At 70.8% G+C, this 13919-nt stretch carries 11 protein-coding genes and 2 tRNA genes; 4 read left to right on the top strand and 9 right to left on the bottom strand.

Going from position 1 to position 13919, the window contains the following annotated elements; genetic code table 11:
- Position 1: 1 nt before the first annotated feature.
- Positions 2-1456: a catalase gene (locus OG247_RS28325; protein WP_327254865.1), complete on the bottom strand. Its 1455-nt coding sequence runs from the start codon at positions 1454-1456 to the stop codon at positions 2-4.
- A gap of 149 nt (positions 1457-1605) precedes the next feature.
- Between OG247_RS28325 and OG247_RS28320 the strand changes: the two genes are divergently transcribed.
- Positions 1606-2022 (top strand): Fur family transcriptional regulator, encoded by a 417-nt coding sequence (locus OG247_RS28320; RefSeq protein ID WP_327254864.1) that lies wholly within the window; start codon positions 1606-1608, stop codon positions 2020-2022.
- A gap of 164 nt (positions 2023-2186) precedes the next feature.
- Here OG247_RS28320 and OG247_RS28315 read toward each other — a convergent pair.
- The 4 genes from OG247_RS28315 to OG247_RS28300 all read right to left on the bottom strand — a co-directional run bounded on the left by OG247_RS28315 (position 2187) and on the right by OG247_RS28300 (position 7476).
- Positions 2187-2260, bottom strand: a tRNA-Met gene (locus OG247_RS28315).
- 57 nt (positions 2261-2317) lie between these two features.
- Entirely contained in the window at positions 2318-4246 is a 1929-nt protein-coding gene (locus OG247_RS28310; protein ID WP_327254863.1) for a tetratricopeptide repeat protein, read from the bottom strand.
- 202 nt (positions 4247-4448) lie between these two features.
- Positions 4449-4522: transfer RNA gene (locus OG247_RS28305), tRNA-Met, on the bottom strand.
- Positions 4523-4566: 44 nt separating this feature from the next.
- Positions 4567-7476: a UPF0182 family membrane protein gene (locus tag OG247_RS28300; protein ID WP_327254862.1), complete on the bottom strand. Its 2910-nt coding sequence runs from the start codon at positions 7474-7476 to the stop codon at positions 4567-4569.
- 126 nt (positions 7477-7602) lie between these two features.
- On the opposite strand from OG247_RS28300, the gene OG247_RS28295 reads away from it, so the two are divergent.
- Positions 7603-8175, top strand: a complete 573-nt coding sequence (locus OG247_RS28295) for a PPA1309 family protein (protein WP_327254861.1) — start codon at positions 7603-7605, stop codon at positions 8173-8175.
- Between the two features lie 50 nt (positions 8176-8225).
- Here OG247_RS28295 and OG247_RS28290 read toward each other — a convergent pair whose 3' ends face one another.
- The 4 genes from OG247_RS28290 to OG247_RS28275 form a co-directional block, all read right to left on the bottom strand.
- Positions 8226-9314: a YlbL family protein gene (locus OG247_RS28290; RefSeq protein ID WP_327254860.1), complete on the bottom strand. Its 1089-nt coding sequence runs from the start codon at positions 9312-9314 to the stop codon at positions 8226-8228.
- 71 nt (positions 9315-9385) lie between these two features.
- Positions 9386-9598: a hypothetical protein gene (locus OG247_RS28285; protein ID WP_327254859.1), complete on the bottom strand. Its 213-nt coding sequence runs from the start codon at positions 9596-9598 to the stop codon at positions 9386-9388.
- 288 nt (positions 9599-9886) lie between these two features.
- Complete coding sequence (locus OG247_RS28280; RefSeq protein ID WP_327254858.1) at positions 9887-10348, bottom strand: molybdenum cofactor biosynthesis protein MoaE; 462 nt, start codon at positions 10346-10348, stop codon at positions 9887-9889.
- Between the two features lie 259 nt (positions 10349-10607).
- A complete protein-coding gene (locus tag OG247_RS28275) occupies positions 10608-11771 on the bottom strand; it encodes an SDR family oxidoreductase (RefSeq protein WP_327254857.1) in 1164 nt (387 codons plus the stop codon).
- Between the two features lie 191 nt (positions 11772-11962).
- Between OG247_RS28275 and OG247_RS28270 the strand changes: the two genes are divergently transcribed.
- Positions 11963-13366, top strand: coding sequence for a zinc-dependent metalloprotease (locus tag OG247_RS28270; RefSeq protein WP_327254856.1), 1404 nt, complete (start codon positions 11963-11965; stop codon positions 13364-13366).
- A complete protein-coding gene (locus OG247_RS28265) occupies positions 13363-13887 on the top strand; it encodes an NUDIX hydrolase (RefSeq protein WP_327254855.1) in 525 nt (174 codons plus the stop codon). The genes OG247_RS28270 and OG247_RS28265 overlap by 4 nt, the downstream gene beginning before the upstream one ends.
- The last annotated feature ends 32 nt before the right edge of the window (positions 13888-13919 follow it).

The raw sequence follows: 13919 nt of genomic DNA, 5'->3' as shown, positions 1-13919 counted from the left end.
ATCAGCCGCGGAGGGCCTGGACCGCGGCCTCCAGACGCTTGCCGAAGTCACCGTCCGCCTGGCGGAAGTTGTTGATCGCACGCTCGACGATGTCGTCGCGGGAGACCTTGGCGATGAAGCCGGAGAGGTTCTCGATCAGACGGGTCTTCTCGTCCTCCGAGTACAGGCGGTAGAGGTTGCCCGCCTGGACGAAGTCGTTGTCCTCGGAGTGCGAGGGCGCGGCGTGGTTGCCCGTGCCACCGGTGACGGCGGAGGAGACCCACAGCGGACGGTCCGTCTGGTGCGGGCCGCCGAAGCTGTTCGGCTCGTAGTTCTTCGCACCCGCGTGGCGGCCGTCGTACAGGTAGCCGTCGCGGGAGTTGGTGCGCGCCTCGGTGGCGTGCGGGCGGTTCACCGGCAGGTGGTCGGCGTTGATGCCGACGCGGTAGCGGTGGGCGTCGCCGTAGCCGAAGAGACGGCCCTGGAGCATCTTGTCCGGGGACGGACCGATGCCGGGGACGAAGTGCGCCGGGCTGAAGATCGACTGCTCGACCTCGGCGAAGACGTTCTCCGGGTTGCGGTTGAGCTCCAGCTTGCCGATCTCGATCAGCGGGTAGTCCGCGTGCGGCCACACCTTGGTGAGGTCGAACGGGTTGAAGCGGTACTCGGCCGCCTCGGCCGCCGGCATGATCTGGACCTGCACGGTCCAGGACGGGAAGTCACCGCGCTCGATGGACTCGCGCAGGTCGCGCTGGTGGGAGTCGGGGTCCTCACCGGCGAGCTGGTTGGCCTCGGCCTGGGTGAGGTTCTTGATGCCCTGGTCGGTCTTGAAGTGGTACTTGACCCAGAAGACCTCGCCGGCCTCGTTGTTCCACTGGAACGTGTGCGAGCCGAAGCCGTTCATGTGGCGGTAGGACGCCGGGATGCCGCGGTCACCGAACAGCCAGGTCACCTGGTGGGTGGACTCGGGCGACAGACCCCAGAAGTCCCAGACGTTGTCCGCCTCCTGCGAGCCCGTGTACGGGTCGCGCTTCTGGGTGTGGATGAAGTCGGGGAACTTGATGGCGTCCTTGATGAAGAACACCGGGGTGTTGTTGCCGACGAGGTCGTAGTTGCCCTCTTCGGTGTAGAACTTCAGGGCCCAGCCGCGGGGGTCACGGACCGCGTCGGCGCTGCCGAGGCTGCCCGCGACGGTGGAGAACCGCAGGAAGGTCTCGGTCTCCTTGCCGACCTCGGACAGGAACTTCGCACGGGTCCACTGCGAGACGTCACGGGTCAGCGTGAACGTGCCGTACGCACCGGCGCCACGGGCGTGCACCACGCGCTCCGGGATGCGCTCGCGGTTGAAGTGCGCGAGCTTCTCCAGCAGCAGCTGGTCCTGAACCAGAACGGGGCCGCCGATGCCGGCGGTCTCGCTGTTCTGGTTGTCAGCAACCGGAGCTCCGGCCTCCGTGGTGAGCGGTCCCTGCGTCGTCACTATGCGCCTCCTGCGTAAATTTGCTGCAAACCTGTCCTGCGCCCTAACCTAACCGATCCTATGATGGACTCTGTCTAAGTCAAGCGAGCATCCAAGTTGACACAGATTCGGGAGTTACACCGAATCCCCCCGCTGTTACGCTGGCGTGCATGAGTGACCTGCTGGAACGACTTCGCGGACGCGGATGGCGCATGACCGCACAGCGGCGCGTCGTGGCCGAGGTGCTCGACGGTGACCACGTTCACCTGACGGCCGACGAGGTGCACGCGCGCGCCGTGGACAGGCTGCCGGAGATCTCCCGCGCGACCGTCTACAACACGCTGGGCGAGCTCGTCACCCTCGGCGAGGTCCTGGAAGTTTCCACGGACCGGCGCGCCAAGCGGTACGACCCGAACGCCCACCGCCCCCACCAGCACCTGGTGTGCGCCCAGTGCGGGGCGATCCGCGACGTCCACCCGGCGGGCAACCCACTGGCCGACCTGCCGGACACGGAGCGCTTCGGCTTCACGGTGTCGGCGGTCGAGGTCACGTACCGCGGCGTGTGCCCGAACTGCGCCGGGGCCTGAAGAACGACGACACGACAACACGACGAAGGGCCGGGGCTCACCGAGCCCCGGCCCTTCTTTTTCGCACATGGGATCCAGTTGGATCCTTTGGATCCAACTGGCGCATTGCATCCAGGAACGACCGAAGGCCCGGATCCAGAGGATCCGGGCCTTCGAGCCTTCAGTAGCGGGGACAGGATTTGAACCTGCGACCTCTGGGTTATGAGCCCAGCGAGCTACCGAGCTGCTCCACCCCGCGTCGGTAAACCTGACTCTACGTGAACGGGGACGGCAGATGCAAATCAGTTGGCGAGCCCTACGCGGACAGCTCCTCGGCCAGGGCCTCGCGCAGCCGGCCGGCCCGCTCCGAGACCTCCGCCGGGCCCAGCTCCATGGCCCGGACGCACCACTTCTGCCCCTCCGTGAGGTCTCCCTGCCGGGCGGCGAGCAGGCCCAGCCGCAGCGCCGCCCGCCCGTGCCCGGCCACCGCCGCCCGGGTCCACCACAGCGCCGCCTCGGGCTCGTTGCCCTCGCGCGCCAGCAGCAGCCCCAGGTTGAAGGCGCCGTTGCGGGAGCCGGCCTCCGCCGCCTCCCGGTACCACCGCGCGGCGGCCGCCAGCTCGCCCCGCGCGGCGGCCAGCATGCCGACCCGGACCTGGGCACGCCGGTGCCCCAGCTCCGCGGCCCGCTCGTACCACTCCTCGCTCTCGGTGCGCGCGGCTCCGCCCACCGGCTCGCCCAGGGCGACCGGCTCGGGCGGCGGCGCCAACGACTCCAACAGCGCGGCCAGCCGGAAGGCGGCCTCCGCGCTGCCGCCGCCGGCCGCGCACCGCAGGTGGCGTTCCGCCGCCCGCTCCTCGCCGTCGCGGACCAGCGCGATGCCGACCTGGAGCGCCGCGTCGGTGTGTCCCGCCGAGGCCGCCCGCTCGTACCACTTCAGGGCCGTCCGGTCCTCGTCCCGGCTGGCGAAGAGGATCCCGAGGTTGAAGGCGGCGTCCACGCTCCCCGCCTCCGCCGCCTTCGAGAACCACGGCTCCGCGCCCTCCGCGTCGCCGCCCTGCAGCAGCAGGATGGCCAGCGCGTTGGCCGCCTCGCGGTGTCCCGCGTACGCGGCGCGCCGGTACCACTGCTCGGCCGGCCCGGTCCGCTCCTGGGCGGCGCAGAGCAGCGCGAGGTTGTACGCCCCGTTCTGGTCGCCCGCGTCCATCGCGGCCCGGTACCACTTCTCCGCCGTCTGGGTCTCGCCGCGCGCGGCGTGCAGCGCGCCGAGCGCGTTGGCCGCGTTGCCGTCGCCGTCCTGCGCGGCGCGCAGCCACCAGGTGGCCGCGTTCTCCTCGTCGCCGGCGTCGCGCAGCAGGAAGCCGAGGGCGCAGGCCGCCCGCGCCTCGCCCTGCTTGGCGGAGGTCAGGTACCAGCGCCCGGCCTCCTTCAGCTCCCCGCGCGCCTCCAGCAGCGCGCCCAGGTGCAGCCCGGCGCGCCGGTGGCCGCGCGCGGCGGCCTGCCGGTACCACTGCTCGGCCTCGGCCGGGTCGCCCTTCCTCAGGTGCCGGGCCAGCCGGTACGCGGCCTCGCGGTGCCCCTGCTCGGCGGCCGCGCGGAACCACCGCTCGACGCCCTTGTCCCCGCGGTGCTCCAGCAGGTCGGCGAGGCCGTAGGCGCCCAGGGCATGGCCGGATTCCGCCGCCTGGCGCATCCAGTACTCGGCGGCGGGCTCGTCGCCCCGCTCGCGGTAGTAGCGGCCCAGGGCGTGCGCGGCGGGAGCGGATCCGGCCACGGCGGCCACGCGCCACCAGCCGGCGGCCTCCTCTGGGTAGCCGCGCTGGTGCAGGAGTACGCCCAGGTTGTTGGCGGCCGCGCGGTCGCCCTCCCCGGTCGCCCCGCGCAGGTACGGCTCGGCTCCCGCGAGGTCGCCGCGGCGCAGCAGGAGGGCCCCGAGTACGCTCATCGCGCCCGGGTCCCCCTTGTCGGCGGCGACCCGGTGCCGGGCCTCCAGCGCGGCGTCGCCGGCCGCGTCGGTCAGCCCGAAGACCGCGTCGTCGAACAGCGCATCGACCGACACGTCTGACACGTCCGACACGTCCGGCGTGGTCGGCGCCGCGGCCGTGGTCCGTACCGGCCGCGTGGTCATCGCGGTCCGCACGTCAACGGCCTGAGCCGCCCCATCGGCCTCCGCATCCGATTCGGAGTCCGCCCTCACAAACCGCCCTGTCTCCAGCAGAGTTGACCTGTCCCCCATAAATCCCATCGTCGCATCACCTGCTACCCGCGTACACCTGGTATGTCGCAGTCAGTGAGGTCACTACAGCGTTTTGTCGACATGCCCACAGAGAGACAAGTCAAACACGCTCACACCCCAACTCACCCACCCCAGTGACCCCGCGTCGGCGAAAAACTCGATCGGGCATGACGAAGGCCCGGATCCATCGGATCCGGGCCTTCGTCTTCAGTAGCGGGGACAGGATTTGAACCTGCGACCTCTGGGTTATGAGCCCAGCGAGCTACCGAGCTGCTCCACCCCGCGTCGGTAAACCAACAGTAGCACGACGCGGGGTGGAACCATTACCGCTATCCGCTGGGCGTCGGGGTGGCCGCGGGCGCCGCCACCTTCGCCTCGGCCTCGATGGCCCGCTTCAGCGCGGCCTGCAGGTCGCTCTGGGCCTTTCCGTACGCCGCCCAGTCGCCGGCCTTGAGCGCCTTGTCGGCGTCGTCGACCGCCTTCTGCGCATCCGCGAGGGCCGCCTTGACCGTCGGGTCCTGGCTGGCCGGCGGCGGGGTGGTGGTCCCGTCGCCCGGCGGGGTCGTCGGCGGCGTGGTCGCCGACTCGGCCCCGAACACCACGTTCAGCGCCTTCTCCAGCGTGTCCTCGAAGGCCGTCTGGTCCCCGTAGGTCACCAGGACCTTCTTCAGCAGCGGGTACTTGAGGCCGCCACCGCGCACGTACACCGGCTCGACGTAGAGCATTCCCTTGTCGAGCGGGACCGTGAGCAGGTTGCCGTACTCCACCTGGGAATCGCCCCGGCTCAGGATGTTGATCTCCTGGGCGATCTCCGGCTTGGAGTTGAATCTCGCCTGGACGAGCTTCGGGCCGTCCACCGGGTTCTGGGTGGGCAGCTTCAGCAACTGGATCTTGCCGTAGTCCGCGGTGGTGGGATCGGCGTTGACCGCCATGAAGGCGCTCAGGTTGTCCCTGCCGTTCGGCGTGAGCGTCGTGGTCAGCGAGAAGGCCTGGTTGGGATCCTTCTGACCCGGCATCTTCATGGAGAGGTAGTACGGCGGAACGGCCGTCCCCGCCTTGGTGGTCGGGTCGTCCGGCACCGCCCAGACCTCGCTGCCGCTGAGGAAGGTCTGCGGGTCCGTGACGTGGTAGCGGGTCAGCAGCTCACGCTGGACCTTGAAGAGGTCCTGCGGGTAGCGCAGGTGCTCCATCAGGGCCGGCGAGATCGCCTTCTTGTCCTTCACCGTGCCGGGGAAGGCCTTCATCCACGTCTTGAGGACCGGGTCCTTGGTGTCCCACTGGTACAGCTTCACCGTGCCGTCGTAGGCGTCGACGGTGGCCTTGACCGAGTTCCGGATGTAGTTGACCTGGTTCTCCTGCGCGACCAAGGCGCGCTGGGAGTTGGTCAGCGAGTCCGCCGTCGTGTCACCGAGCTGGGTGCGGGACGCGTAGGGGTAGCCGTTGGTGGTGGTGTAGGCGTCCACGATCCACTGGACGCGGCCGTCGATCACCGCCGGGTACACGGCTCCATCGATCGTCAGCCACGGGGCGACCGCCTCGACCCGGGCCTTGGGCGTCCGGTTGTAGAGGATCTTCGACTTGTCGTCGATGGCGCCGGAGTAGAGGATCTGCGGCTCGCTGAAGGCCAGGGCGTACGCGGCGCGGTTGACCGGGTTGCCCAGGCTCACCCCGCTGTCGCCCTGGTAGGTGGTCTCCTTCTCGCCCGAGTCGTTGGCGTAGTCGAGCTCCTTCTGCGGTCCGCCGACGATCGAGTACTGCTTCGTCTGCTCGCCGTAGTAGATCCGCTGCTCGTACTCCCCGAGGTTGCCCTGCGCGGGCAGGCCCGACTCGGTGAACAGCGGCTCCCCGTTCGAGGTCACCTCGGTGCCCTTGGCCGCGACCACACCGAATCCGTGGGTGTAACGGAAGTGGTCGTTGATCCAGTTGTTCTTCGGGATGCCCGCGAGGTTGATCTCACGGAGCCCGATGACCGTGTCCTGGCCCTTGTACCGGTCGACCGCCAGCGTGGCCGGGAAACCGTAGTAGCCCTTGTTCTGCTGGAGCTGCTGGAAGGCCGGGGACACGATGTTCGGGTCGAGCAGGCGGACGCTCGCCGTGGTGTCGGCGTCCTGGCGGAGCTTCTTCTTGTCCGCCTTGGGGTCCGGCAGGCCCGGGTAGTCCGTGACCGAGGCGTCGGCGACCCCGTAGGCGTCGCGCGTCGCCTTGATGTTCTTCTGGACGTACGGGGATTCCTTGGCCTGCTCGTTCGGCTGGACCTGGAACTTCTGCACGATCGCCGGGTACAGCCCGCCGATCAGGATCGCCGAGAGCACCATCAGGCCGAAGCCGATGACCGGGAGCTGCCAGGTGCGGCGCCACAGCGTCGCGAAGAACAGCACCGCGCAGATCGCGGCGATGGCGACGAGGATCGTCTTGGCCGGCAGGTACGCGTTGGCGTCGACGTACCGCAGGCCGGTCCAGTTGTCGGCGGCCTTGAAGTCGCTGGACTTCACGGCGAGGCCGTACCGGTCGAGCCAGTACGCGACCGCCTTGAGCGTGACGAAGAGACCGAGCAGCACCGACAGGTGACCGGTCGCCGCGGCGGTGGCCCGCGCACCCGGGCTCGTGACGCGCAGTCCCCCGTAGAGGTAGTGCACGACGGCGGCGGCGATCACCGAGAGCACGACGGCGGCGAAGCCGAAGCCGAGCAGGAAGCGGTACCAGGGCAGGTCGAAGGTGTAGAACGACACGTCCAGGTTGAACTGGGGGTCCTTCGTGCCGAAGGGCACCCCGTTCACGTACATCAGCCAGGTCTTCCACTGGCCCGCCGCCGAGGCGCCCGCGATCAGGCCCACCAGCGCGGAGATGCCGAGCAGCAGCCACTTGCGGTACGGCGCGACGGTCATCCGGTAGCGGTCGAGGCTCTGCTGCTCCATCGACATCGCGCTGAGCGGCGGCCGCAGCCGGTGGGCCAGCCAGATGTTCAGCCCGACGGCGCCGGCCATGAGGAGGCCGAAGACGGCGAAGAGGCCGACCTTGGTCCACAGGGTCGTCGTGAAGACGGTGGAGTAGTTGACGGAGCGGAACCAGAGCCAGTCCGTCCAGAAACCGGCGAACATGATGAACGCCATGGCCAGGACGGCCAGCACGCCCAAGGTCATCAGAAGAGTCCGGGCGCGCCGGGAGGGGCGGCCGACTCTCATCCGTGGCCCGGAGGGGCCTCCGCCGCGGTCCGGCATCTGGAAAGCCAAGGTGCGCACCTCGAAAGTCGCTGTGTGTAAGTGATGCTGAGAGTTTTCAAAGCATGGGCCCCCGATCGTAGAGCCCACTCATGCAACTTACTGAGGCTTTAGTCAGTTCCCGGTATCCCGGGGAAAGGAGGCAGGATGTTGCCCATGTCCAACCTTTCGCCGTCCCCCGGCACCCCTATGGCGGCAAGCCCGCTGACCCGTGCCGTCCTCGAAATCGACGAGTACGCCTCCACCCTCGGCTGGGACAAGCCCGCCCGGCTCTTCGCCCTGGTCGACACGGCCAAGCTGCGCAAGGAGGCGCCGGGCGTCGCCCGCCAGCTCGGCCTCGACCAGGACGACACGGGCAAGAACCAGCTCACCCCGATCGAGCAGGACGAAGTGCCGGCCGGGACCCCGCTGGACAAGTTCCTGGGAACCATCGCCTGGCCCCCGTCGATCCTCGGCTGCGCGCTGACCGTGGAGCGCTTGATGCTGCCGCCGTCCGCCGAGTCCTCCGTACCGGAGGGGCTCACCGACAAGCAGCTCACCAAGTGGGTCGCCACCCACCCGGAGCGCCAGGAAGTGCGGCTGACCGTGGGCGTCCTGCGCGACGGATCGCGGGAGTCGGCCGTGCGGCTGCGGGACAAGGACTCGGCGAACGAGGTGCTGACCGGCGCGACGCTGGTGCCGGGGCTCGCCGAGGCGCTGGCCGCGACCTTCCTCGACTAGCGGGCAGGGCGGCGAGGCCGCCGAAGGATCGAGGCCGCCGAAGGACGCGGTCAGGGCTTGGCGCACTGCGTCAGCCCGGCCGTGTCCCCCTTGCCGATCTTCTCCAGCGCCTTCACGGCGTCGTCGATGGTGGAGACCTTGACCAGGGTCAGCCCGTCGGGCACGTCGCCCGCGGCGGAGGCGCAGTTCTCGGCGGGCGTCAGGAAGTACTGGGCGCCGGCCTGGCGGGCGCCGATGGTCTTCATCTGGATGCCGCCGATCGGGCCGACCTTGCCCGCGTCGTCGATGGTTCCGGTGCCGGCGATGAACTTGCCGCCGGTCAGGTTCTCCGGGGTGAGCTTGTCGACGATGCCGAGCGCGAACATCAGACCGGCGCTGGGGCCGCCGACGTCGGCGAGCTTGATGTCGATGGTGAACGGGAAGGTGTGGTCGGTGCCGGCCCGGATGCCGACGATCGCGTGACCGTCGTCCTCCGCCTTGCCCGCGATGATCGTGACCTTCGTCGTGCCGGTGGGCTCGCGGTGCGCCTTCTCGGCCTCGGCGGCCTCGGGGGCGGGCACGATGGTGAACTCGACCGGCTCGCCGGGCTTGTGCTTGGTGACCAGCTTGGCCACGTCCTCGGGAGCCTTGACGGGGGTCCCGTCCACGGCCTTGATGACGTCCCCGGCGTGCAGCTTGCCCTCGGAGGGGCTGCCCTTGACCACGGAGGCGACGATCACGCGGGCGGCGACCGGGATGCCGAGCTGCTTGAGGGCGGCCACCTTGGCGCTCTCCTGCGACTGGCTGAACTCCTCGGCGTTCTCCTGCGTGGACTCCTGCTCCGTCTTGCCGTCCGGGTACAGGTTCTCGTGCGGTACGACGATGTTGTCGCCCGCGGCCCAGCCGTAGACGGCCTCCAGCAGGTTCATGTCGTAGTCCGCGCCGGTGACGCGGACCGTCGTCATGTTCAGGTGCCCGCTGGTCGGGTACGTCTTGTGCCCCGAGATGTTCAGAACGGGCTCGCCGTGCGAGTCCCCGAGCGTGTTCACGGTCGGGCCCGGGCTCATCTCGGAGTACGGGGCCTTCATGAACACTCCCGCGCAGAGCAGCGCGAACAGCATGAGGGTGGAGGCGAGCATCGTCGCAGTGCGGCGTGGCATGGATCGACAGTACGTGACGGCCCTGAAGAGCGGCCCCCGGGGCCGGTCCGTACGGGGCCCGGCGCCCCGCGTCAGAGGGAGTCGACCGTGTCCTTCTTGCGGTCCGCGTCCGCGGCGGCCTTCGCCGCGCCCGGTTCGTTCTGGCCCATGGCCTCACGGAACCGCGCGTAGCCCGCGAGCTCGGATATGTCACCGGCCGTGCGGTCGCGTGCCGCCCAGCTGCCCCATATCGCCGCTCCGATCGCGGCGAACAGCGGAATCAGCAACCACGCCAAAGACGCCATGGGCGTGTCTCCCTACCCCGAAGTACGTGTTGTTGGTGGCTTCAACGCTGCTGCCCGGGAAGGGGTTACGCAAATCGAGGGCGTGTTGCGCGTCCGAACGGGGCAACAAGCGGGCCCCGACCCCTGCCTCAGCAGGCCCCGACCCACTCCTCCGTGCCGTCGGCGAAGGACCCATCCTCCACGGCCCCCCTCGCACTGCTCGGCGCCAGGGGCGCCTCACAGGCTTCGGCCGGCCGCGCCGGACTCCGTCCGCCGACCGACCCGCGGGCCTACCCGCCGACCCCTCGGTCAGCAGGCCCCGACCCACTCCTCCGTGCCGTCGGCGAAGGTCTGGTGCTTCCAGATCGGAACCTCGTGCTTGAGGTCGTCGATCAGCATCCGGGCGGCCTCGAAGGCCTCGCCTCGGTGCGGGCAGGACACGGCGACGATCACCGCGAGGTCGCCGACGGACAGGTCGCCGATGCGGTGGACGGCGGCGAGGGCGCGGACCGGGTACTTCTCCACGACGCGCTCGGCCACGCGGCGCATCTCCGCCTCGGCGGAGGGGTGGCAGGAGTAGCCGAGCTGGTCGACGTCCGCCCCGCTGTCGTGGTCGCGCACCGTGCCGACGAAGAGCGTCGTACCGCCCGTCGCATCGTCGCCGACGGCCTGGAAGACCTCGTCGATCGAGAGCGGGGTCTCACGGATTTCGAGCAGCCGGATCGGGTCCGGAGCGGCGTGCTCGCCGGGGTGATCGAAGTGCGGTGCCATACCTTCCATCGTGCCTTAGCCGCTGACCGGGCGGAATAGCAGTTTCACCAGGGCCCCACCGGCCCCTTTGGGAGCCTCCTACAGAAATCCGTCGGCTACGGGAGGGCGGCCCGGGCCGTCCAGCACCGTCCGGGGCACATCCAGCCCCTCCGGCGTTTGAGGAGCGGGGTCCGGGGCAGCGCCCCGGGAGCCCGGGCGCAGCCCGGGGCCGCTTGCGCGACGGCGGTGCACCCGGCCGGGACGGGCCGCCCGGGCCCCGTCAGATGCCCCGGCGGCGGCGCGCAGCGCGGATCGCGGCTGCGGCGCCCAGCAGCGCGACGGTGGCTCCCGCCGCCCCCGCGGCCGTCGCGTCCTTGCGTCCCAGTCGGCGCCCCGCGACGGTGTGCCGCCCCGCGACCTCCTGGAGCAGCTCCGCCAGCACCTCCTCGTTGGTCCAGCGCGGCCGCCACCCCGCCGCGTGCAGCCGGCTGACGCTGACCACCCACGGGTGCATCGTGTACGCGAGGTCCCCGGCCGGGGACGGGGTGAGGCCGATCCGGTGCAGCCGGGCCGCCGCGCCCAGGGCCACGGCCGACGGGAGCTCCATGCGGCGGATCCCGCTCAGCTCCTCGACCTCCTCCTGTTCGAGCCAGCCCTCGCAGCCGACCGCCAGTTCTCCCTCGACCTTTTCCAGGGCCGCGTACTCCAGCGCGCTGACCAGGTCCTCGACGTGGCAGAACTGCCAGGTCGGGCGGGAGCCCGCCACCACCAGCAGGCGCGGGGACTCGAAGTAGCGGGTCAGCGCGGTGTCCGTGCCGCCGACCAGTACGGCCGGGCGGACCACGGTGACGTTCAGGCCGGGGTGCGCGCGCGGCGCCCGGCGGCCCAGCCGCTCGATCTCCAGGAGGTCGCCGACGCCGGTCGCCTCGGCGGTGGCGCGCAGCTCGGCGTCCTCCGAGAGCGGGATGTCGTTGTCCGGCAGGGCCCCGTAGACCATCGCGGACGTGCAGAGCACGACCCGGTGCACTCCGGCCGCCGCGGCGGCGGTGAGCACGGTCTGGGTCCCCCGCACGTTGTACGCCGTACGGGCGGCCGGGTCCGTCTCCAGGTCGAGGTCGAGGGCGAGGTGCACCACGACGTCCGCGCCGCGCAGTTTCTCCGCGATCGCGGGGTCCCGTACGTCCAGGAGGTGCCACTGCGCGTCGGTGCAGTCCCCGCGCCGCTCGTCGATCGCGACGACCTGCTTGACCTCCTCGGACGCGGCCAGCCTGGTCACCAAGGCCGCCCCGACCCCCGAGGCGGCGCCGGTCACGGCGATCACGGGGCCTCGGCGCGCGGAACCGCCCGGGTTTCGCGTCCGGCGAACGCCTTGGGCGTCCTCGCCGTGCTCAGGGCGGTCTTCCGGGCCCTGCTCGTCCAAAGCGTGCGGATCTGGGGAACTCACCAGGCGTCTCCAGCGGTTGTCTTCAGTAGGGACGCGCCGTGGCGCGGACCCACCAGTCGATGTCCATCCTGCCGCAGCCCAGCAGCCCGCGGAGCACCGAGCCCGGAAGCGGGTCTGGTGTCTACGCTGGTGGTGTTGTCGACCCATTGCCCGCCGGCTCCCGCCGGCGGCCCTACGAGCCGAGGAAACCCGTGAGCGACACCCCATTCGGATTCGGCCTTCCGCCCGAGGAGCCGGACAACGGCGACGAGGGCAAGAAGAAGGGCAACCAGGGCGGTCAGAGCGGCCCGAATCCGTTCGGGTTCGGCACGGGCCTGCCCGGCGGCTCCGGCGGTCCGGGGGGCGCCGACAACCCCTTCGCCGCGATGTTCGGCTCCATGAACCCGAACGACCTCGGCGCCGCCTTCCAGCAGCTCGGCCAGATGCTGAGCTACGAGGGCGGTCCGGTCAACTGGGACATGGCCAAGGACATCGCCCGCCAGACCGTGGCCCAGGGCACCTCGGACGGGGTCAAGGACGCCAGTGTGGGCCTCGCCGAGAAGTCGGCGGTCGAGGAGGCCGTGCGCCTCGCCGACCACTGGCTCGACGACGTCACCTCGCTGCCGTCGGGCGCCGCCACCGCCGTGGCGTGGAGCCGCGCCGAATGGGTCGAGGCGACCCTGCCGGTGTGGAAGGAGCTCGTGGACCCGGTCGCCGAGCGCGTCGGCGCGGCCATGGGCGGCGTCCTGCCCGAGGAGATGCAGGCCATGGCGGGCCCGCTGCTCGGCATGATGCGCTCCATGGGCGGGGCCATGTTCGGCCAGCAGATCGGCCAGGCCGTGGGCACCCTCGCGGGCGAGGTCGTCGGCTCGACCGACGTCGGGCTCCCGCTGGGCCCGGCCGGCAAGGCAGCCCTGCTGCCGCTGAACATCGAGAGCTTCGGCAAGGACCTGGGCGTCTCCTCCGACGAGGTACGGCTGTACCTGGCGCTGCGCGAGGCCGCGCACGCGCGGCTCTTCGCGCACGTGCCGTGGCTGCGCTCGCACCTCTTCGGCGCGGTCGAGGGGTACGCGCGGGGCATCAAGGTCGACACCTCGAAGCTGGAGGACGTGGTCGGCCAGCTCGACCCGTCGAACCCGGAGCAGCTCCAGGAAGCCCTCCAGGGCGGCATGTTCCAGCCGCAGGACACCCCCGAGCAGAAGGCCGCGCTGGCCCGTCTGGAGACGGCGCTCGCGCTGGTCGAGGGCTGGGTGGACGCGGTCGTCCACGAGGCTGCCAAGCCCCGGCTGACCTCGGCCGACGCCATGCGCGAGACCATGCGCCGGCGGCGCGCCTCGGGCGGCCCGGCGGAGCAGACCTTCGCCACGCTGATCGGGCTGGAGCTGCGGCCGCGCCGGCTGCGCGACGCGTCGCGGCTGTGGGCCTCGCTCACCGACGCGCGCGGCGTGGACGGGCGCGACGGGCTGTGGGAGCACCCGGACATGCTGCCGACCGCTTCCGACCTGGACGACCCGGACGGGTTCGTGCACCGCGAGCAGCTCGACTTCTCCGAGATCGACAAGATGCTGGGCGAGGCCGCCCAGAAGCGCGAGCAGGACGGCGACGACACCAAGTGACCCTGCACGAAGACGCGGTCCTCGTCCTCAAGGGCTACGACGGTCAGCCCGAACTGCGCGAGGTCTACCTTGAGCACCTCGCGGCCCATCCCGGCGGGGTCTACAAGCCTTGCGAGGCGGGCCACGTCACCGGCAGCGCGCTGGTGATCGATCCGGAGCGCGAGCGCGTCCTGCTGACCCTGCACAAGAAGCTGGGCATGTGGCTCCAGATGGGCGGGCACTGCGAGCCGGGTGATGCCACCCTCGCCGACGCGGCCATGCGCGAGGCCCGCGAGGAGTCCGGCATCACCGACGGGCTGACCCTGCTGCCCGGCGGCCCGGTGCGCCTGGACCGGCACCCGATCCCGGCTCCGTGCAACTGGCACCTGGACGTGCAGTACGCGGTGCTGGCGCCGGCCGGGGCCCTCGAAGCGATCAGCGACGAGTCGCTGGACCTGCGCTGGTTCCCGTACGCCCAGGTGGCGGAGGTGGCCGACACCTCGGTGGTGCGGCTGCTGGAGGCGACCCTGGCGCGGCTCTGAGCCTGCGGGAACAGGGGGAAGGGGCGGCCCCG

The sequence above is a fragment of the Streptomyces sp. NBC_01244 genome, assembly GCF_035987325.1.
In the GTDB taxonomy this organism is placed as follows: domain Bacteria; phylum Actinomycetota; class Actinomycetes; order Streptomycetales; family Streptomycetaceae; genus Streptomyces.
This window is presented reverse-complemented; position numbering and strand designations above follow the sequence as displayed.

What these genes read in the sequence shown, in the direction of transcription:
- OG247_RS28320 (WP_327254864.1), top strand. Translation starts at nt 1,606, where the DNA reads ATGAGTGACCTGCTGGAACGACTTCGCGGACGCGGATGGCGCATGACC.
- OG247_RS28310 (WP_327254863.1), bottom strand. Translation starts at nt 4,246, where the DNA reads ATGGGATTTATGGGGGACAGGTCAACTCTGCTGGAGACAGGGCGGTTT.
- OG247_RS28295 (WP_327254861.1), top strand. Translation starts at nt 7,603, where the DNA reads ATGTTGCCCATGTCCAACCTTTCGCCGTCCCCCGGCACCCCTATGGCG.
- OG247_RS28290 (WP_327254860.1), bottom strand. Translation starts at nt 9,314, where the DNA reads ATGCCACGCCGCACTGCGACGATGCTCGCCTCCACCCTCATGCTGTTC.
- OG247_RS28285 (WP_327254859.1), bottom strand. Translation starts at nt 9,598, where the DNA reads ATGGCGTCTTTGGCGTGGTTGCTGATTCCGCTGTTCGCCGCGATCGGA.
- OG247_RS28280 (WP_327254858.1), bottom strand. Translation starts at nt 10,348, where the DNA reads ATGGCACCGCACTTCGATCACCCCGGCGAGCACGCCGCTCCGGACCCG.